This window comes from Pseudomonas sp. C8002, from assembly GCF_013385765.1.
In the GTDB taxonomy this organism is placed as follows: domain Bacteria; phylum Pseudomonadota; class Gammaproteobacteria; order Pseudomonadales; family Pseudomonadaceae; genus Aquipseudomonas.
Genome location: NZ_JACAPJ010000012.1, coordinates 462884 through 487483 on the forward strand (window position 1 = coordinate 462884; position 24600 = coordinate 487483).

General features: G+C 62.4%; 21 protein-coding genes. 7 read left to right on the plus strand and 14 right to left on the minus strand.

Annotation, left to right across the window (positions count from 1 at the left end; genetic code table 11):
- Window positions 1-12 precede the first annotated feature (12 nt).
- Together HX814_RS19935 and HX814_RS19940 are read left to right on the plus strand one after the other, a co-directional pair.
- Window positions 13-690: a heavy metal response regulator transcription factor gene (locus tag HX814_RS19935; protein ID WP_003216255.1), complete on the plus strand. Its 678-nt coding sequence runs from the start codon at window positions 13-15 to the stop codon at window positions 688-690.
- A complete protein-coding gene (locus HX814_RS19940; protein WP_102606327.1) occupies window positions 680-2044 on the plus strand; it encodes a heavy metal sensor histidine kinase in 1365 nt (454 codons plus the stop codon). The genes HX814_RS19935 and HX814_RS19940 overlap by 11 nt, the downstream gene beginning before the upstream one ends.
- Before the next feature lie 12 nt (window positions 2045-2056).
- Here the strand turns inward: HX814_RS19940 and HX814_RS19945 are convergent, their stop codons facing one another.
- Window positions 2057-3025, minus strand: coding sequence for a LysR family transcriptional regulator (locus tag HX814_RS19945; protein WP_177008747.1), 969 nt, complete (start codon window positions 3023-3025; stop codon window positions 2057-2059).
- Window positions 3026-3207: 182 nt separating this feature from the next.
- Here HX814_RS19945 and HX814_RS19950 point away from each other — a divergent pair, with 182 nt between their 5' ends.
- Genes HX814_RS19950 through HX814_RS19965 form a run of 4 tightly spaced genes read left to right on the plus strand, consistent with a single transcriptional unit; the run spans window position 3208 to window position 7974 of the window.
- Window positions 3208-4719: an efflux transporter outer membrane subunit gene (locus HX814_RS19950; RefSeq protein ID WP_177008748.1), complete on the plus strand. Its 1512-nt coding sequence runs from the start codon at window positions 3208-3210 to the stop codon at window positions 4717-4719.
- 10 nt (window positions 4720-4729) lie between these two features.
- Complete coding sequence (locus tag HX814_RS19955) at window positions 4730-6913, plus strand: FUSC family protein (RefSeq protein ID WP_008434187.1); 2184 nt, start codon at window positions 4730-4732, stop codon at window positions 6911-6913.
- Window positions 6903-7103: a DUF1656 domain-containing protein gene (locus tag HX814_RS19960; protein WP_003216262.1), complete on the plus strand. Its 201-nt coding sequence runs from the start codon at window positions 6903-6905 to the stop codon at window positions 7101-7103. The genes HX814_RS19955 and HX814_RS19960 overlap by 11 nt, the downstream gene beginning before the upstream one ends.
- A gap of 10 nt (window positions 7104-7113) precedes the next feature.
- Window positions 7114-7974 carry an HlyD family secretion protein gene (locus HX814_RS19965; protein ID WP_087692839.1) on the plus strand — a complete coding sequence of 287 codons (861 nt, stop codon included), beginning with the start codon at window positions 7114-7116 and terminating at the stop codon, window positions 7972-7974.
- Window positions 7975-8076: 102 nt separating this feature from the next.
- On the opposite strand, the gene HX814_RS19970 is transcribed toward HX814_RS19965, so the two are convergent.
- Both HX814_RS19970 and HX814_RS19975 read right to left on the minus strand, forming a co-directional pair.
- A complete protein-coding gene (locus HX814_RS19970; RefSeq protein WP_102606053.1) occupies window positions 8077-8475 on the minus strand; it encodes a DUF4440 domain-containing protein in 399 nt (132 codons plus the stop codon).
- Entirely contained in the window at window positions 8472-9662 is a 1191-nt protein-coding gene (locus HX814_RS19975) for an MFS transporter (RefSeq protein WP_177015426.1), read from the minus strand. The genes HX814_RS19970 and HX814_RS19975 overlap by 4 nt, the downstream gene beginning before the upstream one ends.
- A 111-nt stretch (window positions 9663-9773) precedes the next feature.
- On the opposite strand from HX814_RS19975, the gene HX814_RS19980 reads away from it, so the two are divergent.
- Window positions 9774-10637 carry a LysR family transcriptional regulator gene (locus tag HX814_RS19980; protein ID WP_177008749.1) on the plus strand — a complete coding sequence of 288 codons (864 nt, stop codon included), beginning with the start codon at window positions 9774-9776 and terminating at the stop codon, window positions 10635-10637.
- A gap of 161 nt (window positions 10638-10798) precedes the next feature.
- Here HX814_RS19980 and HX814_RS19985 read toward each other — a convergent pair whose 3' ends face one another.
- The 11 genes from HX814_RS19985 to algK all read right to left on the minus strand — a co-directional run bounded on the left by HX814_RS19985 (window position 10799) and on the right by algK (window position 24471).
- A complete protein-coding gene (locus HX814_RS19985) occupies window positions 10799-11611 on the minus strand; it encodes an SDR family oxidoreductase (RefSeq protein ID WP_177008750.1) in 813 nt (270 codons plus the stop codon).
- A gap of 20 nt (window positions 11612-11631) precedes the next feature.
- Entirely contained in the window at window positions 11632-12096 is a 465-nt protein-coding gene (locus HX814_RS19990) for a hypothetical protein (protein ID WP_003216273.1), read from the minus strand.
- 154 nt (window positions 12097-12250) lie between these two features.
- Window positions 12251-13702 (minus strand): mannose-1-phosphate guanylyltransferase/mannose-6-phosphate isomerase, encoded by a 1452-nt coding sequence (locus HX814_RS19995; RefSeq protein ID WP_003216275.1) that lies wholly within the window; start codon window positions 13700-13702, stop codon window positions 12251-12253.
- Window positions 13703-13851: 149 nt separating this feature from the next.
- Window positions 13852-14499: an alginate O-acetyltransferase AlgF gene (locus HX814_RS20000; RefSeq protein WP_008434181.1), complete on the minus strand. Its 648-nt coding sequence runs from the start codon at window positions 14497-14499 to the stop codon at window positions 13852-13854.
- 16 nt (window positions 14500-14515) lie between these two features.
- Entirely contained in the window at window positions 14516-15703 is a 1188-nt protein-coding gene (locus HX814_RS20005; RefSeq protein ID WP_177008751.1) for an alginate O-acetyltransferase, read from the minus strand.
- Between the two features lie 11 nt (window positions 15704-15714).
- Window positions 15715-17280, minus strand: a complete 1566-nt coding sequence (locus HX814_RS20010; protein ID WP_177008752.1) for an MBOAT family protein — start codon at window positions 17278-17280, stop codon at window positions 15715-15717.
- Between the two features lie 190 nt (window positions 17281-17470).
- A complete protein-coding gene (locus HX814_RS20015; RefSeq protein ID WP_177008753.1) occupies window positions 17471-18580 on the minus strand; it encodes a mannuronate-specific alginate lyase in 1110 nt (369 codons plus the stop codon).
- Between the two features lie 8 nt (window positions 18581-18588).
- The gene (locus tag HX814_RS20020) at window positions 18589-20037 is read right to left on the minus strand and encodes an alginate O-acetyltransferase (protein ID WP_087692876.1); all 1449 of its coding nucleotides are present in this window, start codon (window positions 20035-20037) and stop codon (window positions 18589-18591) included.
- A gap of 11 nt (window positions 20038-20048) precedes the next feature.
- Window positions 20049-21608 (minus strand): mannuronan 5-epimerase AlgG, encoded by a 1560-nt coding sequence (gene algG, locus HX814_RS20025; RefSeq protein ID WP_043225844.1) that lies wholly within the window; start codon window positions 21606-21608, stop codon window positions 20049-20051.
- Entirely contained in the window at window positions 21608-23095 is a 1488-nt protein-coding gene (locus HX814_RS20030) for an alginate export family protein (RefSeq protein WP_003216288.1), read from the minus strand. The genes algG and HX814_RS20030 overlap by 1 nt, the downstream gene beginning before the upstream one ends.
- Window positions 23092-24471 (minus strand): alginate biosynthesis TPR repeat lipoprotein AlgK, encoded by a 1380-nt coding sequence (gene algK, locus HX814_RS20035; protein WP_218166090.1) that lies wholly within the window; start codon window positions 24469-24471, stop codon window positions 23092-23094. The genes HX814_RS20030 and algK overlap by 4 nt, the downstream gene beginning before the upstream one ends.
- Window positions 24472-24600 lie beyond the last annotated feature (129 nt).

Below are 24600 nucleotides of genomic sequence, written 5' to 3' on the forward strand. Positions count from 1 at the left end.
AACAAAAGGCTCATGCGTGTACTGATTATTGAAGACGAAGAAAAAACCGCCGACTACCTGCACCGCGGCCTGACGGAGCAAGGCTATACCGTCGACGTCGCCCGTGAAGGCGTTGAAGGGTTGCACCTGGCCCTGGAGAACGATTACGCGGTCATCGTGCTCGACGTGATGCTGCCCGGCCTGGATGGCTTTGGCGTATTGCGCGCGCTGCGGGCGCGCAAGCAGACGCCGGTGATCATGCTCACCGCCCGCGAGCGCGTGGAAGACCGTATTCGCGGCCTGCGCGAAGGCGCGGATGATTACCTCGGCAAGCCGTTCTCGTTCCTCGAACTGGTGGCGCGCCTGCAAGCCCTTACCCGTCGCAGTGGCGGGCATGAGCCGGTGCAGGTGACCATCGCCGACCTGTGGATCGACCTGATCAGCCGCAAGGCCAGTCGCAACGGCGTTCGCCTGGACCTGACCGCCAAGGAGTTCTCGCTGCTCAGCGTATTGGCCCGGCGCCAGGGTGAAATCCTGTCCAAGACCTCGATTGCGGAAATGGTCTGGGACATCAATTTCGACAGCGACGCCAATGTGGTGGAAGTAGCGATCAAACGCCTGCGGGCCAAGCTCGACGGGCCGTTCGAACAGAAACTGCTGCACACCATCCGTGGCATGGGTTACGTGCTGGAGAATCGCAGTGTCGGCTAACTCCATCGCCCTGCGCCTGAGCGGCATGTTCACCCTGGTGGCGCTGCTGATCTTCCTGTTGATCGGCGGCGCGCTGTACCAGCAGGTGGACAAAGGCCTGGGCCTGCTGCCCGGGGCCGAGCTGGATGCGCGCTACAGCGTGCTGGAGTCTTCGGTCAATCGCTTCGGTACGCCGGACCATTGGGCGAAGATCACCGCCAAGCTCAAGTTGTTGGGAGAGGAAGACAAGCGCATTCGCTTCTGGGTGGTGAGCAGCGACCCGACCTACGAATACGGCAACCCGGACGCGCAGATTCGCGCCTTCGCCGCCGGCCCGACCGGCAAGCGCGACTTGCGCCTGCCGGGCCATGCCTACCCGTTCAAAGTATTGGTCAGCCAGTTTCCAGCCAAGGAGCAGCGCCCGCCGCTGCGTTTCCTGATCGCGGTCGACACCGAGAACTTCCGCGCCACCCAGCATCAACTGCTGGTGGCGCTGATCGGCCTGGCGTTTGTCGGCGTGCTGCTGGCCTCGCTGCTGGGGTTCTGGGTGGCGCGCATCGGTCTCAAGCCGCTGATCAAGCTGTCGGACGAGGCGCAGAAACTTGCACCGCCGAAACTCTCCGGGCGCCTGCAATTGTCGCCATTGCCGCCGGAGCTGAAGCAGTTCGTCAACTCCTTCAACTCGACCCTCGACCGGGTAGAACAGGCCTATTCGCGCCTGGAGTCATTCAACGCCGATGTGGCCCATGAACTGCGCTCGCCGCTGACCAACCTGATCGGCCAGACCCAGGTGGCGCTGACCCGTGGGCGTTCGGCCGAGCATTATTTCGAGGTGCTGCAATCGAACCTCGAAGAGCTGGAACGGCTGCGCTCGATCATCAATGACATGCTGTTCCTGGCCAGTGCAGACCAGGGCAGCAAGGCCACCAAGCTGATCACCAGTTCGCTGGCGGATGAAGTGGCGACCACCCTGGATTACCTGGACTTTATCCTCGAGGACGCCCAGGTGCAGGTGCGTGTGACCGGCGATGCCCAGGTGCAGATCGAGAGGGCGCACTTGCGCCGGGCGTTGATCAACCTGTTGAGCAATGCGGTGCAGCATACGGCGCCTGGCCAGGTGATCGAGGTGAAGATCGAAGTGCTGGAGGACCACGTGGCGATCGGGGTGACCAACCCGGGCGATGAGATTGCCAGCGAGCACCTGCCCCGGTTGTTCGAGCGGTTCTATCGGGTGGACGCGTCCCGCAGCAATAGCGGGGCGAATCACGGGTTGGGACTGGCGATCGTCAAGGCGATCGCGTTGATGCACGGCGGAGATGTGTTTGTGCGCAGCGAGGGCGGCGGCAACACCTTTGGCATTACGCTGCCGGTGTAGCGGCTGCCCCCCTCAGTTACCCAGTCGTACCCCGCCCAAACTGCCACTTAGCTCATAGGCCGCCAGTTCCGCCTGATGCGCGGCCATGATTTCCGGCAGGGAGCTGCGCAGGTATTCCACCCACGTCTTGATCTTCGCATCCAGGTATTGGCGCGACGGGTAGATGGCGTACAGGTTGAGCTCCTGGGAGCGGTAGTTGGGCATCACCCGCACCAGGGTGCCGTTGCGCAGCCCTTCTATCGCCGCATACACCGGCAACAGGCCAACGCCCATGCCGCTGGTGATCGCGGTCTTCATCGCATCGGCCGAGTTCACCAGGAACGGTGAGCTGTTGATCGCCACACTTTCCTGGCCTTCCGGGCCATTGAACGACCATTTATCCAGCTGAATCACCGGGCTGACCAGGCGCAGGCACGCGTGGTTGAGCAGGTCGCTGGGCCGTTGCGCGCAGCCGTTGGCCTTGACGTAGGCCGGCGAGGCACAGGCGATGCTGTAAGTTATCCCCAGGCGCTGCGAGACAAACCCCGAATCCGGCAGCTCACTGGCGAGCACGATGGACACGTCGTAACCCTCATCCAGCAGGTCCGGCACGCGGTTGGCCATGGTCAAGTCAAAGGTCACGTCCGGGTGGGTGCGGCGGTAGCGGGCAATCGCATCGATCACGAAGTGCTGGCCGATGCCGGTCATGGTGTGCACTTTCAACTGCCCGGCCGGGCGGGCGTGGGCGTCGCTGGCTTCGGCCTCGGCTTCCTCGACGTACGCCAGGATCTGCTCGCAACGCAGCAAATAGCGCTTGCCGGCCTCGGTCAGGGCGATGCGGCGGGTGGTGCGGTTGAGCAAACGGGTTTGCAGATGGGCCTCAAGGTTGGAGACCGCGCGCGAGACGTTGGCCGTGGTGGTATCCAGTTGCACGGCGGCGGCGGTGAAGCTGCCGGCTTCGGCCACACAACTGAAGGCGCGCATGTTTTGCAAGGTGTCCATTAAGGTGCTCTCAGGGGAGATGGCAAATTGTGACACGAAGTTGCAGGATCCAGTGATCCCTACGAACGGATTATCGCCTGAACGGTAACAAAGATTCACAAGAATCCCACCTTATCGCCATCCGGCCCGCCCCTTAGAATTGCGCCACCTTCCCCGCAACACCCTCTCAGGAATTCGCAGCAGTGCCGCGTCGCATCAGCAGAGAGCTGAAGACTCTCAGTGTTTGGGCCTTATCGTTAGCAATCAGCGGCTGCATCGGAACCGGAGGAATTGCCCCTCAAGGCCAGTCACTCGTCGCCAATTCATTGGCCACCGACGAGGCGATCAAAAGCGCCGCCCAGGACGCCCACTGGCCCACCGCGCAATGGTGGCAAGCCTACGGCGACCCGCAACTCAACCACTGGATCGACCTCGCCGTGCAAGGCAGCCCGAGCATGGCCATGGCCGCTGCACGTGTGCGTGAAGCCCGGGCCATGGCCGGGATCGCCGAGTCGGCCGAGTCGTTGCAGATCAATGGTGATGCCACGCTCAAGCGCCATAACTGGCCCAGCGACCAATTCTACGGCCCGGGCGCGCTGGACAATTCCACCACCTGGGACAACAACGCGTCCCTGGGCTTGAGCTATGCCCTCGACCTCTGGGGCCGCGAAAGCAACGCCACCGAGCGCGCCGTGGACATGGCCCACATGAGCGCCGCCGAAGCGCGCCAGGCCCAGCTCGAATTGCAGAACAACGTGGTGCGCGCCTATATCCAGCTGTCGTTGCACTTCGCCCAGCGCGATATCGTGGCCGCCACCCTGGCCCAGCAACAACAGATTCTCGACCTTGCGCAAAAGCGTTTGAATGGCGGGATCGGCACCCACTTCGAAGTCAGCCAGGCCGAGACGCCGCTGCCGGAAACCCATCGCCAGCTGGACGCCCTGGATGAACAGATCGCCCTGAGTCGCAACCAGTTGGCCGCGCTGGCGGGCAAAGGGCCGGGGGCGGGCGCGCAGTTGCAGCGGCCCACCTTGTCCCTGGCCGCGCCGCTGAAACTGCCGTCGAGCTTGCCCGCCGAACTGCTCGGCCAGCGCCCGGACGTGGTCGCCAGCCGCTGGCAAGTGGCGGCCCAGGCCCGTGGCATTGATGTGGCCCACGCCGGTTTCTACCCCAACGTCGACCTGGTGGGCAGCCTCGGCTACGTCGCCACCGGCGGCGGGATGCTGAGTTTCCTGACCGGCAAGAAACTCAACTACACCGCCGGCCCTGCCATCAGCCTGCCGATCTTCGACGGTGGCCGCCTGCGCTCGCAACTGGGTGAAGCCAGCGCCGGCTACGACATCGCCGTCGCGCACTACAACCAGACCCTGGTCAACGCGCTCAAGGGCATCAGCGATCAGTTGATCCGCCGCGAGTCGATGGACAAGCAGCAAGCCTTCGCCGCCGAATCCGTGGCCTCGGCGCAGAAAACCTATGACATCGCGATGATCGCCTACCAGCGCGGCCTCACCGACTACCTCAACGTGCTGAATGCCCAGAGCCTGTTGTTCCGCCAGCAGCAGGTGCAGCAGCAGGTCCAGGCTGCACGCCTGAGTGCCCACGCCGAACTGGTGACCGCGTTGGGCGGTGGCCTCGGTGCCGGCAGCGATGTGCCTCAGGAAAGCCAGACCTTACCGAGCAAGACCCCGGCGGCCCTCGCCGTGTTTGATCACTGAGTAGGATGCGATGACTCCCTTGCCTGCACCGCTGCGCTGGTTGCACTCGCTTGAGTGGCGCCGCGGTTTCTTCGATTGGGCACGCAGTGATGGCGTGACCTGGGTCTATATCTTCAAGGTGCTGATCGCGGCCTTCCTGACGTTGTGGCTGGCCATGCGCCTGGAATTGCCGCAACCGCGTACCGCGATGATCACGGTGTTTATCGTGATGCAGCCGCAAAGCGGCCAGGTGTTCGCCAAGAGTTTCTACCGCTTCCTGGGCACCCTGGCGGGCTCGGCGGTGATGGTGTTCCTGATCGCGTTGTTTGCGCAGAACACTGAACTGTTCCTCGGTTCGCTGGCGATCTGGGTCGGCATCTGCACTGCTGGCGCGACCCGCAATCGCAACTTTCGCGCCTACGGTTTTGTGCTGGCCGGCTACACCGCGGCGATGGTTGGCTTGCCGGCCCTGGCCCATCCCGACGGCGCGTTTATGGCGGCGGTGTGGCGAGTCCTGGAAATCTCGTTGGGGATTGTCTGCTCCACGCTGGTCAGCGCCGCGATCCTGCCGCAAACCTCCAGCGCTGCGATGCGCAACGCCCTGTACCAGCGCTTCGGTGTGTTCGCGCTGTTCGTCACCGACGGCCTGCGCGGTCGCAGCGAGCGCGAAGGCTTTGAACGCAGCAACGTGCGCTTTATCGCCGAAGCCGTGGGCCTGGAAGGGCTGCGCAGCATCACCGTGTTCGAAGACCCGCACATGCGTCGGCGCAATGGCCGGCTGACGCGCTTGAACAGCGAGTTCATGGGCATCACCACGCGCTTCAACGCCTTGCACCAATTGCTCGAGCGCCTGCGCAGCCAGGAGGCCGATCACGTGGTGGCTGCGATCAAGCCGGGCCTGCAAGACCTGGCGGAACTGCTCGACGGTTTTTCCGGCCGTGCGCTCACCAGCCCCGATGCGGCGCGCCTGGCCAATCAGTTGAACGCCTACAAGGAAGGCCTGCCCGCCAAGGTGCGCAGCCTGCGCACCCGCTTCCAGGAAAGCGCCCCCAGCGACGCCGAACTGTTGGACTTTCACACCGCCTATGAGCTGCTGTACCGCTTCGTCGACGACTTGCACAACTACGCCCAGACGCACGCCTCCCTGGCGGATCACAGCCACGAGCGCGAACACTGGGACGAACCCTACACCCCCAAAACCAACTGGCTGGCCTGCGCCGCCTCGGGGATTCGCGCCTCGTTTATCCTGATCGTGCTCGGCAGTTACTGGGTGGCCACGGCCTGGCCCAGTGGCGCGACCATGACCCTGATCGCCGCGGCGACGGTGGGTTTGTCGGCCGCCACCCCCAACCCCAAGCGCATGGCCTTTCAAATGGCTTGCGGCACCTTGATCGGGGCGCTGGTGGGCTTTGTCGAAATGTTCTTCGTGTTCCCCTGGATCGACGGTTTCCCGTTGCTGTGCGTGATGCTCGCGCCGGTGATCATCTTCGGTTCGTTCCTGGCTTCGCGCCCGCAGTACGCGGGAGTCGGCGTCGGGTTGCTGATCTTCTTCAGTACCGGCTCGGTGCCGGACAACCTCACGATCTACAACCCCTATACCTTCATCAACGACTACATCGCCATGGTCATCGGCATGCTGGTGTGTGCGGCGGCGGGCGCGATCATCCTGCCGCCCAACAGCCGCTGGTTGTGGCGTCGGCTGGAGCAGGACTTGCGCGAGCAAGTGGTGTTCGCCATCAGCGGCAAACTCAAGGGCCTGGCGTCGGGTTTCGAAAGCCGCACCCGCGACCTGCTGCACCAGGCCTACGGCTTTGCCGCCGGGCAACCCCAGGTGCAACGCAACCTGCTGCGCTGGATGTTCGTGGTGCTGGAAGTCGGTCACGCGATCATCGAGTTGCGCAAGGAACAGGCAATCCTGCCGGTGCACCCGGCGTATGCCGAGTCCCAGCCGTGGCGCCAGGCGATCCGGGTGATGGGCCGTTCGCTGGTGCGGCTGTTCCTGCAACCCAGCGCCAGCAACCTGGAGCGCAGCCTGATCGCCGTGGACCATGCCATCAGCCGCGTGCAGGCCACCGACGAACCCTTCGCCCCGCACTTCGACACCTCGGCCCTGCGCCGGGTGAAAAGCTACCTGCACTTTATCCGCACCTCATTGCTGGACCCGCAATCACCCCTGGCTGCCCTCAAGCCCGAAGGACCCGCCCATGCCTCGTGAAATCGCCTTCCACGGCGTCTACATGCCCACCATGACCCTGATGTTTCTGATCGCGGCGGGCCTGGCCTGGGCCCTTGACCGGTTCCTGGCCGGCTTTGACCTGTACCGTTTTTTCTGGCACCCGGCGCTGCTGCGCCTGAGCCTGTTCGCTTGCTTGTTCGGCGCCCTGGCGCTGACCGTCTACCGTTGAGAATGCCCCGATGAAAAAGTTTTTCAGCCTGCTCGCGACCTTGCTGGTACTGGCCCTGGCGATCTGGATTGGCCGCACGTTGTGGGTGCACTACATGGAAACTCCCTGGACCCGCGATGGCCGGGTGCGCGCCGACATCATCAACGTCGCCGCCGACGTCACCGGCGAAGTGGTCAACGTTCCGGTGCGTGACAACCAGTTGGTGAAAAAGGGCGACCTGCTGATGCAGATCGACCCTGAGCATTACCAGATTGCGGTCAAGCAGGCGCAATCCCTGGTGGCGTCCCGCAAGGCCACCTGGGAGATGCGCAAGGTCAACGCCCACCGCCGCGCCGACCTCGACGCCCTGGTGATCTCCAAGGAAAACCGCGACGACGCCAGTAACATCGCCGACTCGGCCCTTGCCGACTACCAACATGCCCTGGCCCAGCTTGAAGCGGCGCAACTGAACCTCAAGCGCACCCAGGTGGTGGCGGCGGTCGACGGCTACGTCACCAACCTCAACGTGCACCGTGGCGACTACGCGCGTATTGGCGAGGCGAAGATGGCGGTGGTGGATATGAACTCGTTCTGGGTCTATGGCTTCTTTGAAGAAACCAAGCTGCCCCACGTCAAAGTCGGGGACAAGGCCGACATGCAGTTGATGAGCGGCGAAACCCTCAAGGGCCACGTGGAAAGCATTTCGCGCGGCATCTACGACCGGGACAACCCGGAGAGCCGCGAGTTGATCGCCGATGTGAACCCGACGTTCAACTGGGTGCGCCTGGCCCAGCGGGTGCCGGTGCGGATTCATATCGATGAAGTGCCGGAAGGTGTGCTGTTGGCGGCGGGGATCACCTGCACCGTGATCGTCAACCAAACACAGAACTGAATGTGGGAGCGGGCTTGCTCGCGAAGGCAGTGTGTCAGTCAACGAAAATATCGACTGATCCACCGCATTCGCGAGCAAGCCCGCTCCCACATTTTTACCGTGTCAGGCCTGTAGAAACGTCTCGTGCAAATGGCGCCACAGCAGGGCGCCACTGGCCTGTTTTTCAAACACCACGGTCGATCGCCGATCGGTTTGGGCACCGCTGCCATCCACCTGCTGTTCGCGATAACTTACCGTTGCGCCACGGGCGTGTCGGTCAATCCCGGCAAACTCGCTGAGGCTGATCCTGAACCCGGGCCGCTTGCCGCCAGCCTGGCTGAACAGCTGGTTGAGCAGTGCAAAATCCAGTTGTTTGCCCGCCGGGGTGATCATGGAAAAGTCCGGCGAAAAACGCTTCAGCAAAACCTCCAGTGTTCCCTCGGGGGCTGTGCCGGCAAACCATTGTTCGATTTCGACATGGGCCTGGATCACTTCATCAAAAAAATCGCGGTAGTCAATCATCGTGTGGGCTCGCTGGCAGGGTGAAGCAGTGTCCGTACCTTGGACGCATCCAGGCACAGTACGGCAAATAACGGAAACAGGGTCAAGGCTGCGGCAATCGCGAAGGTGACGGTGAACGAGTCCAGCGCAGCCAGCACCCCACTGAGCACGGCGGCACCGAGGCAAAAACTCAATTGCCGATTGATGTTCCACAAGGCGCTGGCATGCCCCATGCGCTCGGCCGGAATGTCGAGAAAGGCCAGGGTTTGCGCGGTGCTGCTGCACAGGCTGCCGCCCAGGCCCATCAGGAGGTAGGCGAGCACCACGACAACCGGGTGCGGCTCGATCAGCAACAGGATGCCGAGGGCTTGCAGCAGCATGCCCGCCAGCAGCAGCGGCCTCGGCCCGCAGCGATTGAACAGTTTTTTGCTCAAGGCAATCGCCAGCCCCGAGGCCAGCGCCCACGGCAGCATCAGCGCGCCGATGAGGCTGGCGGTAAAGCCGAGGCCGTGCAGATAAAGAATCGCCACCAGGCTGGTGCCGATAAACACGCCCGGGATGAACAGGTAAACCAGCATCGCGACCCGCAGCATCGGGCGGCGAGCCTGGCCCAATACGTGACCGAGCTCCAGCGCCGGGCGTGTGGACGCGGGCGTGTCTGCCACCAGCCAGCGCAAGGTCAGCATCACGGTGATCAGCGCCAGCGGCAGGTTGGCGAAAAAGATCCAGCGCCACGACACGCTGTCCACCACCAGGCCGCCCAATGCTGGCGACAACGCCCGAATCAGCAGCGCCACCAGCATGACCCTGGCTGTCAGTTGGCTGCGTTCTGCCGGCGGAAAATGCCGATAGGCCAAGGCTTGCCCCACCGGAATCAACAAGCCGCCACCCAAGCCCTGCAACAGGCGCCAGCCGATCAGCGCTTCAATCGAGGCGGCCTGGCCCACCAGCACCGAGGCTACGCCGAACAGCAACAGGCTGACGGCAATCAACCGGCGCTCACCCAGCAGCGCCGCCAGCCAAACACTCAGGGGAATGACGACGGTCAGGCCGAGCATGTAGGCGTTGCCGATCCATGCCAGTTGCGTGACCGAGGCGTGCAACTCGCGGGCGATGTCCGGGTAAGCGATGGTGGCGACAAACATGTTCACCAGGTCGAGGGCGAAGCCCAGTAGAAAGATCCAGGTGACTTTCGAGCGGTAGGTCATTGCGCAGTTCCTGCTGTGGATGGCGGCAGGGTAGGCGGGTGCGGGCACTTGGGAAACAGCGGTTTGACTGTTAGTTTGTCAAAAATATTTTGACAAAGGAGGGCGTGGCATATGGTCAGCCTGGATCGTTTCGACACCTTCAAGGCCGTGGTCGAGGCCGGTTCGTTGACGGCAGCCGCGGATGTCCTCGGGCAGACGCGAGCGGTGGTGAGCTTCAACCTCAAGCGCCTGGAAGCCGAGCTGGGCGTGACCCTGCTGACCCGCAGTACTCGGCAACTGGCACTGACCGATGCGGGCGAACGCTTTTACCTGCGCTGCACGCGCATGCTGGAAGAAGCGCGCCTGGCGGTGGAAGAAGCCCGTTCGGAGCACAGCCAGCTCAAGGGCACATTGCGGATCACCACCACCGTCGAATACGGATTGGCGGTGGTGGTGCCGGCAGTGGAAACCTTTCGCGGCCTGCACCCGGAATTGAACATCCAGTTATCCACCTCCTCCAGCCACGCCGACCTGATCTCCGATCGCTTCGATGTGGCTATTCGATTGGGGCGGATGCTCGACTCCAATCATCGGGCGGTGCAGCTGTCGAGCTACGAAATCCTCGCGGTGGCTGCACCAGGGTTTGCCGGGGTCGCCACGCTGGAAGAACTGGAGCAACTGCCCAAGCTGGGGCACGGGCGGCTCACGGAGTTGACGGTGCTCGACCCGGCCGGCCATGAGCACCTGTACCGTCCAGGCCCCGGCAAGGCTTCACTGGTTGCCGACAGTGCCGCCATTCTCCAGGCGTTTGCCGTGCGCGGGCATGGCGTGGCGATCCTGCCCCAGTGGCTGGTGCAGGAAGACCTGGATGCGGGGCGTTTGGTGCGGTTGCTGCCGGGGTATCGATTTGCGCCGCAGGGGGTGTACGCGTTGTACCCGGATACCCGGCATTTGCCCCTGAAAGTGCGGGCCTTCATTGATTTCATGAAAGGCTGATCAGCCGAGAAACCGTGTGGCGAGGGAGCTTGCTCCCGCTGGGGGGCGAAGCACCCCTGAAAAGGTCAGCGCATTCTTTCAGGAAACTTGGATGGATGGTTTTGGGGCTGCTGCGCAGCCCAGCGGGAGCAAGCTCCCTCGCCACGGGGAGGCGGGGGCTCTTAGAGCTGGCCGCTCAGGCCAAAGCGTTTTTTCAAGACGGTCTCCAGCAAACCCTTGGGCAGCAACGCCGCCATCAATGGCAGTGCCCGGCAACCATTACCCGAGCGCAACAGGCGCGGCGGCGTGGTCTGTTGCACGGCCTTGAGCACGTCTGCCGCAAACTGGCTGGCGGGCGTAGGCCGATCCTGGGAGGCCTTGGCCCGGGCGCGGATGCTTTCGCGCAGTGGCCACCAAGGCGACTTTTCATTGATCAACAGTTCGGCCTGGGTGCCGGCGTTTTTTGCAAAACTTGTATCGATGGCGCCTGGCTGCACTTCCATCACCCGCACGTCAAACGGTGCGAGCTCCATGCGCAACGCATCACTCAAGGCATGCACTGCGGCTTTCGAGGCGCAATACGCACCGGCGAACGGTGTGACCAACACGCCGGACACGCTGCCGATATTCACCACCAACCCTTTACGGCGACGCAGGGCCGGGAACAGCGCCTGAGTCACGCCGACCACTGAGAATACGTTGGTCTCGAATTGCTGCTGCATCGCCTGGGTGCCGCCGTCGAGCAACGGGCCCATGGCGCCGTAGCCGGCGTTGTTGATCAGCACGTCCAGCTCGCCGACCTGCCCGGCCAACTGCGCCAGTGCAGCGCTGTCGTTGACGTCCAGTTGCACCGCGTTAAAGCCGGCGCTGGCGAGTGCCGCCACATCCTCGCTGCGCCGGGCGCTGGCCCACACGTCAAAGCCGGCTTGCTTGAAGGCGTCCGCCAGGGCACGGCCAATGCCACTGGAGCACCCGGTGATCAGTACGTTGGGCATGGATCAGTCCTTTGTCGTTATCAGTCAGAGAAGCTGCCTTGCAAATGCTCGGCACGAAATTCCAGGGTTTGCGGGCGGTAGCCGGGGCGCAGCGGCGGCACTGGCAGGCAGTCTTCCCAGGTGGCGCCGGCCTGCAGTTCGCCGGGGCCGCGATAGCGCGGGGCAGCGTACACGTTGTCTGCCAGGTTGACCGTATCGCCCGGCGCATACGCGGCGATGCGCCAACGCAGTTCGGTCAGCGGTACGTTGTTGCCGTTGTTCAAGGTGAGCTTGAGCGGGCGGTCTGCGGGGCATTCTTTCGGCGCGTAGACGGTACGCAGTTCCAGGCGTGCCAATTGCTGGGCCTCGCGGTTGTCCAGCCACACCACCCATACCGCCACCAGGCCCAGGCCGACGGCGGCCGCGAGGGAAACCGGCAACGCCCTGGCGGGGTAGCGCAGCAAGAGGATCAGCCAGGTGATAATCAGCAAGACACCAAAGAACATGGCAACAACCTCGAAAACGGAACGGGCATCCTAACCAAGCGTAGGTGGAGTTGACCATCTTCGGGTTCCCCGGCCCCAAAGAAAAAGCCCCCGGCCCACCGGCTGCGGATAGGGGACGCAGTCGGTGGGGCGGGGGCTTGTTGTGCTGCTCTGTTTACTGCGCGATGGTTTTCACCGAAACGCCACGCTCGATTGGCGTGGATCGACCGTAGATATCTTCAAAGCGTTCGATATCGTCTTCACCCAGGTAGCTGCCGGACTGCACCTCGATAATCTCCAATGGAATCTTGCCCGGGTTACGCAAACGGTGCACCGAGGCAATCGGGATGTAGGTGGACTGGTTTTCGGTGAGCAGGAACACGTTCTCGTCACAGGTGACTTCGGCGGTGCCGCTGACCACGATCCAGTGTTCGGCGCGGTGGTGGTGCATCTGCAACGACAGGCACGCGCCCGGTTTCACCGAGATGTGCTTGACCTGGAAGCGCCCGCCCATATCCACCGAGTCGTACGAGCCCCATGGACGGTACACCTCGCAGTGGTTCTGGGTTTCGCTGCGGCCCTGCTCGTTGAGGGTGTTGACCATCTGCTTGACGCCCTGGACCTTGTCCTTGTGGGCAATCATCATCGCGTCCTTGGTTTCCACCACCACGATGTTTTCCAGGCCAATCACCGACACCAGCTTGCCGTTGCCGTGGATCATGCAGTTCTTGCTGTCCTGGATCACCACGTCGCCCTTGCTGACGTTACCGTTGGCGTCTTTTTCATTCACGTCCCACAGCGATGCCCAGCAACCCACGTCGCTCCAGCCGGCAGTCAACGGCACCACGCAGGCCAGTTGGGTTTTTTCCATCACGGCGTAGTCGATGGAGTTGTCCGGGCAGCAGGCGAAGGTGGATTCGTCGATGTCGATGGTGTCGGCGGTTTGGTTGCTGCGTTCCAGGGTCAGCAGGCAGGTGTCGTAGATGTCCGGGTCGTGTTTTTTCAGCTCTTCGAGGAAGCGGCTGGCACGGAACAGGAACATGCCGCTGTTCCAGAAATAACCACCGCTCTTGACGAATTCGGCGGCGCGTTTTTCATCGGGTTTTTCCACGAACTGTTGCACGCGGCTGACGCCTTCGGGCAGCAGCGAATCGTTGGTCGACTTGATATAGCCGTAGCCGGTCTCCGGACGGGTGGCCGGCACACCGAACAGCACCATTTCGCCACGCTCAGCCGCCACAGTGGCCAGGGCCAGGGCGCGTTGCAGGGCTTTCTGGTCATCCAGCACGTGGTCGGCGGGCAGCACCAGCATCAGTTCGTCGCGGCCTTCGTTGACCAGCATCATCGCCGTCAGGGCCACGGCCGGCGCGGTATTGCGGCCGAACGGCTCCATCAGGATGCGCTGGGTTTCCAGTTTGCGGGCAGCCAGTTGCTCGTTGACGATAAAGCGGTGGTCCTTGTTGCACACCACGATGGGCGCGTCCATGCCGTCGAACACCAGGCGCTCCAGGGTTTGCTGGAACAAGGTGTGCTCGCCGGTCAGGGCCAGGAACTGCTTGGGAAACTGTTTACGCGAAAGCGGCCAAAGACGTGAGCCGCTACCACCGGAAAGGATTACTGGGATCATGGTGTTTCTCCTTGAATCAAATTTGGTTAGAGCCTGTGGGAGCCGGGCTTGCCCGCGATGGCATCACCTCGGTGTACCTGATACACCGAGTTGTCCGCATCGCAGGCAAGCCAGCTCCCACAGGGGGCAGCGTCAATCTGAAAATCTAATCAGCGGGTCGACACAGGGCGTTTCACCCACACTGGCGACAGGTTGGCGCCGGTGCCGGTGACGTACAGCACTGCGGCCTCACCGCGTTCCAGAGCTACCGGCTTCACGTCGCCGACTTTTTTATCGCCTTCATACAGCGCCAGGCTGACCTTCACCGGGTTGATCTCGCGCTCGCCACGGCCCTTGGCGGCCACGGCCTGGACCACGTCGGTCTTGCCATCGGCGGTTTTCAGGGTCAGCGACTTGTCACTGAGGTTCTGCACGCGCACCAGGGATTTCTGCTTGTTCTTGAACGGCGGTTCTTCGATCAGTTGCGGTTGGCCGCTGCCGCTGCTGACCAGGGTGTAGTAGTGGTCGGCGGCGAGCTTGACCGGCAGGGTCTGGCTGCCGACCTTGGCGCTGTAGTCACCGCCCGGCATGAAGCTGAAGTCACTGCTGGCCAGCGGTGCAACCTCGTTGAGGTTGGTGCTGCCGACGGTGGCGCTGACTTCCTGGTTGCTGGCGTTGTACACCCGCACAAAGCTCGAGCCTTTTGGCGCGACGGGACCGTAGAGGGCGGCGTCGCCACCGGCGAAGGCGGACATCGAAACAACGCTCATGCCGGCGACGAGGGCAAAAGTTTTTGCGAGGTTAGTAGTGAAAGTCATGTGAGTTACCTCTCTTTCAGTTTTGCGCCCGGTCGGGCGTCTCGGAGTTCATGTTTTTAACGGTGGGGGTGTTGATAGCCATGTTCTGTTGGCGCATACCGGCTTGTTTGAGCTGCGCAACCCACTGCGGGTCGGCATCGCCGATTTCGTTGTTCACAGGCAAATAACGCTCGGGAAACTCCCAGATCAGCACCTGTGGCGGGCTGTTCTTGAAGTCGTCGCTTTTCAGGTAGCTGAGCATCGGCAGGATCGGGCCGTGGCCGTCTTCGGAGTAGTTGATGACGTCGCTGCCCAGGGCTTGCTTCAGCGCGCCGACAAAGTTCCAGTTCGGGTTGGCGCTGTAGCTGGTGCCCACCAGGGCCACCGGGGTTTCACTGTCGGTGAACAGCGCATCGTCGCCTTTGGTTTCAGCCAGGTGCGTCACGCGTTTTTGCAGTGGCTCCTTGGGCGGCATCAGGTTTTCGAACAGCGGGTCCAGCGGCAGGAACAGGCGCAGGTCGCCCTTGTGTGGCTCGGTCTTCTCGGCTTCGGTGACAAAGCGTTGAGGCTCGCCGCTCAGGGGCGTTTTGTTGGCAATTGTCTTGGCCAATTCTTTGGCCGCCACTTCAGCGCCGTCCGGGGTCCAGTGGGTGTCGGTGCGCAGGAACACTTGCTGGCCGTGCAGCTTGGCCTGTTGCAGCGGACCCATCAGGTCAGGGGCGACGATCTTGTCGGCGGCCATGCGGGCATGGAAGTCCTGGTACAGACCGGCGCGGATGCTCGCCGGCTGCACTTCACCCAGGTGTTCCGGGTACAGCCGCACCTTGGCTGGCACGATCGCCATCACCAGTTGGATACCCTGGGCCTTGAGCTTCTGGCGCACGCCTTCCACCAAGGCGTAGTTGCCTTGCAGGTTCTGGTCTTCGTTGACGATCGGGTTGAATTCCTCGTCGCTGTACAACCAGTGGTCGCGGCCAATCACCACGCCAGGGCGGCCTTCGTTGAACAGCTTGTAGTCCAGCGCTGCCCAGAGGTTGGTGCCCAGGCGCTTGATCGGGAACTGGTCGTCGTAGTGGGTCTCGACGGCCTTGGTCCAGCGGCCGTTGAGCACGGTGGCGTCGGCGTTGGTGCTGAAGCCGAAGAAACTGCGCATCGACCAGGCGCCCAACGCCAGCAGCACGGCGAGGAACAAGGCGATGTAGAGGACGCGTAATGAACGGGTCATGGTCGGCTCCCTCAGAACTGGAAGTAAAGGAACGGCGAGAAGCTCTGCGCCGAAAGTTTGAGAATCGACGCCACGAACAGCAGCAGTACTGCGGCGCGCATGGCGTAGCGTGGCCAGGTGGCGCTCCAGTAGGCCGGTTGCACGGTGGCCTCGGTGCCCACGGTGTAGCCGGGCTCATGGATGCTGCCCGGGTTGTCGCCCGGTATGGCCTTGATCAAGCCCGGTTGCGCAGTCGCCGGGCCATCGGCCTGGGTGTTCACCGCAGGCTTGGTTTTTTCCGGTGGGCGGTTGCTGTAGAAGTCCCGCAGGCCGAAGAACGCCAGGGTTGCGTACGCCACCACCAGGGTTGCCACTTGCAGGCCGGTGAGGCTGGCGCGGTTGAGTTCCGACAGCGACCACTCGCCGAAGCTGAACATCGCGCCGTACATACGGCCGGCGACGTGCAGGTTTTCCGAGCGGAAGATCACCCAACCCATCACTACCAGCAGGAAGGTGAAGGCCCAGCGCACAACGTTGAAACTGCGCGGTGCGGTGTTGAGGCCGATGGCTTTTTCAATCGCCAGCCACATGCCGTGCCAGGCGCCCCACACGATGTAGGTGATGTTCGCACCGTGCCACAGGCCACCGAGGAGCATGGTCAGGAACAGGTTGCGGTAGGTGGTCAGCGTGCCTTTACGGTTGCCGCCCAGGGTGATGTACAGGTAGTCACGCAGCCAGGTGGACAGGCTGATGTGCCAGCGCCGCCAGAACTCGGTGATCGACTGGCTGATGTACGGCTGCTTGAAGTTTTCCATGAAGCGGAAACCCATCATCAAGCCCAGGCCGATGGCCATGTCGCTGTAGCCGGAGAAGTCGAAGTACAGCTGCGCGGTGTACGCCAGTGCGCCGAGCCAGGCGTCACCCGTCGTAGGGTTTTGCAGGGCGAAGCAATGATCGGCGACCACCGCCAGGGTGTCGGCGATAAACACCTTCTTGATGAAACCCTGCATGAACCGCGTGCAGCCCTCGGAGAATTTATCGAGGGTGTGGGTGCGGTTGTTGAACTGGTCGGCCAGGTCGCGAAAGCGCAACACCGGGCCGGCAATCAGGTGCGGGAAGATCGCCACGAACGCCGCAAAGTCGATCAGGTTGCGGGTGGCCGGGGTGTCGCCGCGGTACACGTCGATGATGTAGCTGATGGACTCGAAGATGTAGAACGAGATCCCGATTGGCAACAGCACGTGGGTGAGGATGAAGGGTTCCAGGCCCGCCGACTTCATCATCAGGTTGATGCTGTCGACACCGAAGTTGGCGTACTTGAAGTAGCCGAGGATGCACAGATCGACCGCCACGCCCAGCAGCAGCCAGCGCTGGGCGGGCTTGGTGCGCACGCCTGCCGCACCGACCTTGAGGCCGATCCAGTAGTTCCACAGCGTCACGGCGGCGAACAGCGCCAGGAAGTCCACTCGCCACCAGGCGTAGAACACATAACTGGCAACCAGCAGCAGCAGATTGCGATAGCGTTGCCCGCTCAGGTAGTACAAGCCGAGGAAGATCGGCAAGAACAGGAACAGGAACACATTGGACGAGAAAACCATCCCGATCTCTCCATGTTTAACCAACAGTCAAGGGCCAACGGCCCCCCCAAACCCCCCACCGAAATGAGAGGGCTATGTGATCGTTCCCACGCTCTGCGTGGGAATGCCTCACTGGACGCTCTGCGTCCGCTTTTGGGACGCGGAGCGTCCCTGGCTGCATTCCCACGCGGAGCGTGGGAACGATCAGCGACTAGCTGCCTTTGTTGCCTTTCTCATGCGTCGGGTCGTAGACCTTGGTCAGGTCACCCCCCAGGCGGAACGTCTTGAACGGCTGCATCCCGTGCTTGCGCTCGATCACATCCGGGGCGCAGGTGTAGAGGGTGCAGAAGGGCTCAAGCCAGGCAAATTTCATGTCTTCCTTGAGGTCCTTCATGTCCTGTTCCTTGCCGTTCTTCTGCTCGAAGATCTCCGGGTCTTTCACCCCGGCCAGCACCTTGTCACCCAGGCGTTTCAACGCGCCGTTGTTTTCCTGGCGCAGGTCCACACCGTTCACCAGGGCAAAACTGGCGATCATCGCCAGCGGCGGCAGGGCGTAGTTGTGGTACGACAGGGCCCGTTGCTGACGCTTCAATTCGTTCGGCAGGAAGCCTTGGGCATCCACCTGGTTGGCGCCGACCTTGTATTCCTTCACGGCCCAGTCAAACAGGTCGCGGCGGTTCACGGCGACGGAGGTCGCCATCACCGACCAGGCAGCCCAGTAGGAGTGGTTGTTGGTTTTATCCAGCGGCAGGTTGTCCCAGTCGCTCACCACCTGGTCGGCCATTTTGCTGAACCAGGCTTCGATCAACTGCGACTCCTGCTGGTGGTTGGCCAGCGGATGAGAGTCGGAGAACTTCAGGCGCACATAGGCTGACGCCATGCTGCCCAGTGCCCATTTGCGCATGGACTTGCCGGTGTGGTTGAAGTCCTTGGACATCAATGCATCGGCCTTGGCCCAGCTCGTGAGCCAGTTCAGCGTGCATTCCAGCTGCTCCGGACGACCGTCGCGCATGAATTGCATCACGCGCTTGCTGGTGTCTTTTTCCAGCTTGGTGATGTCGGCGGTGCTGTCGCGAAAGGCTTTTTCGGACTGCACATTCAGGGTGGAACGAGCCTTGTCCGAACCTTCGTACTTGCTGCGAAACTGCAGCGAGCCGGTGTACGGCGCGGGCATGGCGTCGCAGTCATTCTTGAAGTCGCCGGTCTTGAACGCCTCGATCGGCGCAAAATAGCCTTGCGGCGGACGCAATGGCGCGGCGGCATTGACGGAGCCGGCGAAGATCGCCAGGCCCAGCAACGATGGAATCAATAACTTCTGCATAGGTAACCTCATTGCCCGGCCGAAGCAGTCTGTTGACCACCGGCGGGGAATACGTTGCGTGTGCAAATTTTCGCTTCGACTTTCTGCGCGGCCTGGCCCGCTTCAGGGCCCTGCACTTCCACGGCCAGCAGGTTTTGCGTGGCCCAGTCTTCATCGGTGCGCAGTTCAAAGGCGAAACGCCCGTCTGTATCGGATGTTTCGGGTTTCTCGATCTTGATGTCCTCGTGGCGCCCGTTCATGTACCAGAGGGTGGCTTGCAGGGTTTTCACCGATGGGTCGGCGAAGCGGATGTCGACCTGGTGACTGCTGTTGCGCAGGTCTTTGTTCGAACTGTTCACCAGCAATTCGTTCTTGCCGGGTTTCAGCGTGGTGCTGGCGCTCATCTGGGCGGTCTTGCCTTCACAGCCGTTGTCCAGCAGCGACATCATCTGGCGGTAGATGGTCTCCTGGTCCAGGCGATACAGCGGCGAGAATTCCCAGATCAGGATCTTCGGCGGGGTCTTCTGGAATTCTTCGCTGCCCAGGTACTGGATCATCGAGCCTTCCAGGCCACCACCGGGGAAGGCGACGTTAAGGATGTCGGCACCGATTTCCTGTTCCAGGAAGCCGGCGAAATTGTAGTTCTTGCCACTGTGGCTGGTACCCACGAGGGTGATCTGCGGGTTGCCGGAATCACCGAACAGGTCGCCGTCCGCCGCTTCGCCCTTGGGCTCGGTGGTGAACTGGTCCATGTACTGGATCGCGTAGCTGGTGCCGCACAGTTGCCCGGCCATGTTGTGCAGGGTGCCGGTCTTGCCCATGCGCCCGGAGCGTTTGGTCTCGAACTCACGTTGCGGGATGCCGGCAAACTCAGGCATCGCCCGCACTTTGGCGCCGACGATTTTGGCGGTGCGCTGGGCGCCGTATGGCGTCCAGTGTTGGTCGCCGCGGAAGTAGAAATCGTGGGCCGGCAACTCGTCCGGCAGTTGCTCGTTGGTCAGCGGCGACAGGTCCGGCACGACGTAGCCCATCTTGGCGAAGCGCCCGAGCATGGTCTTGTAATTGCCCAGGGCCTTGTCGAAATCGAACCTGGCTTTCTCTTCAGGGTTGAGCTTGTTGCGGTTCACCAAACCACGGGTCGGCTGGTAGACCACCACCAGTTCCACGCCCTTGCTCTTGAACGCATCGTGCAGCTGCTGCATGCGTTTGTAGCCGGCGGGGCTGGTGTCGAATTCGGTGCGCAGGTCTTCCTGGGTCCGGAACAGCCAATCGCCCTGGGCTTGCACCAGGGTGGTGAAGTTCTGCTGGTAGCGCGTGGTGTAGTTCTTCGCGTCGTGGGCGGCCGGGCACAGGCTGCAGCACGGTTCGGCGGTGAAGGTTGGCGCCTTGATTTCGTCGGCGCGCACGCCCTGGCTGGCCGCGAGCAGGCCGAGGGTCAAACCCGAAAGGCTGAGCAGTTTGATCATGTGTGGGTGCATAAAGGTCATCCTCAGTCCTGCATTTCGGTCTGGCGTTCGACAGGGTCGATCAGCACGGCTTTCTTCTGGCGTACCAGCAAGTCGAGGATCTCTTCCTGGCGATCGCCAAGAACGCCCGAGAAGCTGATGCCACTGGATTTGGTCGGCGCAAGCATCGATACGCGGTACAGCTCGACGCTCAACGGCGAGTCGATGGACAGCGGCCCGCTGCCGTTGGCGGCCAGTTCACCGCCGACCACGATCAGCGAGACCTTGGTGTCGAACGGGTCGAGGGCGATGTCGCGGTCGGTGTCGGTCAAATCCTTGATGTGGCCGTACACGCCGGTCAGCCCGTTGGCCATGGCAATGTTCTCGTACAGGCGAATGTTCACGCTGTTACGCACGCGGATGCCGTGGCGACGGTTGCTGATCACCTTGTTGCCCCACAGCAGGTTATCGCCGCTCTCATAGAGGGTGATGCCGTCGGTGTGGTTGCGGTAGATCTCGTTGTCGGCGATCAGGTTGTTGACGCTGTTACGGTCGATCACCAGGCCCGAGAGCTTGTTGTCGAAGCTGCGGTTGTTGAAGATGAAGCTGTCGTTCACTTCCCGGGAAATGATGATGCCGTGCTTCTTCTTCGTGCCGTAGACGGTGTTGTCGGTGATGATCAGGCCGTGTGAACGGTCGTGGGGGTCAATGCCGTAGACGATGTTGTCCTTGTAGGTATTGCCCTTGAGCACAAAGCCGGTGGTTTCGTAGCAGTAGAAGCCGTACCACATGTCCGAGAACTCGGAGTCGACGATCCAGCCCGTCGGTTCAGGACGCTTGAGCACCTTGGCCATGTTCGGCGTGTATTGGGAAATACTCACGCCATACGACTTACTGTTGGCGTAGCCGAAACTGGCCATCTTGCTGTTGGCGATGTAGGTCTCGGTGCCGCCCCAGGCCAGCAGGAACGGGCGGAATTCCTTGGGCGACTGGAAGGTCGCCGGGCCGTTGGTCTTCTCGCGCCAGCCGGTGATTCTGGTGTCACGTACGAACAACTGGCCGTCGTTGATCAGGAACGAACCGGCTTCCTGGGACAGGCGCAGCTCTTGAGTCTGCTTGTCGATTTCGAGAATGCCTTTACGGCCCACCACGATCGGCAACTTGGCCAGGAACACCCCCGGCGAGGTTTCGCTGAAGTACTGCTTGGGCACTTTCTTCAGCAGGTCCTTGAGGTTCATGTAGCCGTCGTCGACAAAGATCGCCTGGGGAATGCCGTGCTGGCGCACTACCCATTCGGCCATCTTGTTGTCGCCGCCGATGAAGTCCTTCAGGGCGTCTTCCTGCATCATCCGGCGGATGCTGATTTTGCCTGGCTTGGTACGCACAATCTTTTTCGCGATATTGGCCGCGGTGTAGCCGGACACGTCCGGCAGCGCAGGCTTGGCCATCTCCAGCGGCTCGGTCGGCGGGCTGGAGATGGTGTAGGTCTTGGCCTGTTGCAGCTCTTTGGCGATGGTCGGCGCTTTGTCGGCGAAGGCCGAGGCGCTGGCCAGCAGCATGGCCGCGACGAGCAGGCTTTGAGACTTCATTGCGCAGGCTCCCATCAGAACTTCCAGATCACGTCGACAAAGGCGCGATGCATGTACGAGTCGACCTGGCTGCCATAGGCGTCGCCCGGCTTGAACACGCCTGCACGGAAGCGCACCAGGGCCGACGGCTCGTCGATCGACTGGCTGAGCCCGGCCGGCAGCAGGCCTTTCTTGAAGTACTTGGTGACCACCAGGTCCATCTCCTGGCCGAGATCTTTCTTGCCGTCTTCAAGCGGCAGGGACGTGCTGGACAGGATCGCGCCGGTCACGTCATCGGTGTTGTTCTGCACGGCATCGATGCCGTTGCTGCCCACCGGCTTGTTGCCGTCTACGCGCCAGAACTTGTGGTACACAAGGCTTGCGTCATAGTCCTCGCGCAGCTGCCAGGACCCGAACAGGCTCATGGACTGCATGTTGTTCATCTCGCCGCGAAACGCTTCGCCGAAGCGGTGGACGCGGGACTGGGTACCGGTCCAGTTCGAACGGTTGCTTTGCAGCCCGTTCTGCTCGTATTCGGCACTGGCGCGGGAGTAGGCGGCGCCCACTTGCCACTGCGGGTCGAGGCGCAGGCGTACACCCAGGTCGGTGGCCCAGCCATTCACGTCATCGCTGCGCTTGGCGTTGGCCGGGCGGGTGCCGTCGGCGTTCAAGGCGTTGACCGTGTCGCGGTCGCCCTGCATGCCGGTGACGCTCGCCCAGTAGTTGACGGTGTTGGTGTTGCGCCAGTTGTAGGCGTCGCTGTTGGCTTCGATGCCGAGCCAGGTCAGGTCGCCGTTCTCGCGCTTGTCCAGCGAGTCGGTGGCCACGCCCGGTTCCGGGTAGTCGAGCTTGCCGTCATCATGGGTGTGGTGAGCGCGCAGGCCGATCCACTGGCCTGGCGTCCACTGGTAGGCGGCGTCGGCGTACAGGTGCTGACGGTCCTTGTCCTTGGGCGACAGTTCCTTGAGGTCGGTGCGGTATTCGCTGAAGCGCTCGGCGACGCCGACATTGGCCTTGAGCAAGGTGGTGTCGAAGGTCCAGTTCAGCGCTTCGATATTGGTGTCGCGCCATTGGCCGTCGTCATTGCGCAGGCGTTGGCGACCGAGCTTGAGGATCTCGCCGGGGTAGGGCGTGAAGCCGCCATAGGCGACCCAGAACTCGCGCATCGCCAGGTAGTTCTTCTTGCTCTTGCGGTCGTCATTGCTGGTCTGTTGAGTGGCGTCATCCGAGGACTGTTGCAGGGTGTCGGTCTCGATGATGTCGCTGGAGGTCACGGCCTGGCCCATGGCGTAGGCGCTCCAGTTGCCGCTTTCACCGTAGATCCACGGGCGCAGGTCAAGGCCGATGCCGTTGACGTCGCCGCCTTTCTGGGTGCCCAGGTCGCGGTCATCTTCGGACTGGCCGGTGACTTTGACTTCCAGGCCGAAGTTCTTGGCTTCGGTCAGCGCCGCCAGGGTCGGGCACGACCACAGCAGGGCGAAGGTCAGGCCGATACCGGCCTTGACGAATGGGTTGAGCTTCATAGGGATTCCTCGCCGTCTTCTTCTTGCAGGGCGTGCAATTGCAGCGTGCTTTGGGCCAGGGTGCCGCGCACGGCCAGCTCCTGTTGCACCAGGCGTTGGCCTTCGGCGCGTTGTTCCGGGGTCAGCGGCGCTTCGAGCTGGGTCGCCAGGTCGTTGGCTTCCGGCGTGTCCTGGGCCTTGGCCAACTGGCTGAAGACATAGGCGTTAAGCGGGTCGGGCTTGGTGCCCTTGCCTTGGGAAAACAGCTGGGCAATCGCGAAGTCGGCGCTGTTCTGGCCGTTGCGCGCAGCGGTCAACAGATGGTCCAGGGCCTTTTGCGAATAGACCTTGCCCAGGTAGCCACGGCGGTAGATCTGGCCGAGGTAGTAGTCGGCGGCGACTTCGCGGCCGACGGCTTTCTGGAAGTGTTCTTCGGCGGCCTTGGCGTCAGCCGGGACCCACTTGCCTTCGTAGTAGAGCTTGCCCAGCAACAGTTCGGCGCGGGGCTGGTCGGCGGCGCGGCCGTTGTCGAGGTACTTCATCATCTGGTCGACGTCACCCAGTTCCGGGAAGTCGTAGAGCAGTTGTGCCAGGCTGACCCAGGAGGCCGGGTAGCCGGGGGCGATTTTTTCCAGCAGGGCCTGGGCGGTTTTTTCGTCGGTCTTGCCCAGGCTTGCATCACCCAGTACACGAGCCACGCTGTCGACCCGTTGGGCGGTGACGGTGCCGCGGCTGTAGCCGGCTTCCATCTGCTTGAGCAGGTCGGCCTGTTTTTCCGGCTCGGCTTTTTTCTGGTAGACCGTGGCCAACTCGACGTAGCAGATATCGGTGGTGTTCAGTGCGGCCTTGCAGATGCTTTCCACTTCATCCAGGTGCTGGTCGTAGGTGTCCTGGGTGCGATACAGCAGCACCTGGGCGAGACCGGCTTCCGGGTAACCCGAGGCGCGCCATTTGCTGATCTGCTGCTGGGCGTTGATGTTCGGGAAACTGTGCGGGTATTGCAGGTAGAGCATTGCCAGCGGGATCAGGGTGTTGCCTTCGCCATTGGCAAAGGCCTTTTTCAGCAGGCCTTCGGCTTCATGGTGTTCGGCTTCGGTCGCGCCGGGCTTGGCCACCAGCAGGCGGCCCAGGCGTGCCTGGGCACGGGGCGAGGTATCGGCGGCCGCGCGGTACGTCGCTTCGGCCTGCTTGATTTGCTCGGGGTCGCGGGTGCCGACCTGGATATCCGCCAGGCCCACTTGGGCCTCGCTGTAGCCCAAATCCGCGAGCTGCTGGTAGTTCTGCTGGGCAGTGACGGTGTCGCCACGTTTCAGCGCTTCATTGGCCAGGCGTTGGTCGGGCAGACCGGCGCAACCGGCGAGGCTGACCGCAACAGCCAGCAACGCCACAGTTCCCATGTGGGAGCGGGCTTGCTCGCGAAGGGGCCCTGTCAGTTGATGCATGTGTTGGCTGACACACTGCTTTCGCGAGCAAGCCCGCTCCCACAGGGATTGCGGTGTTTTTGAGAGAGTCATCACAGGCATGTC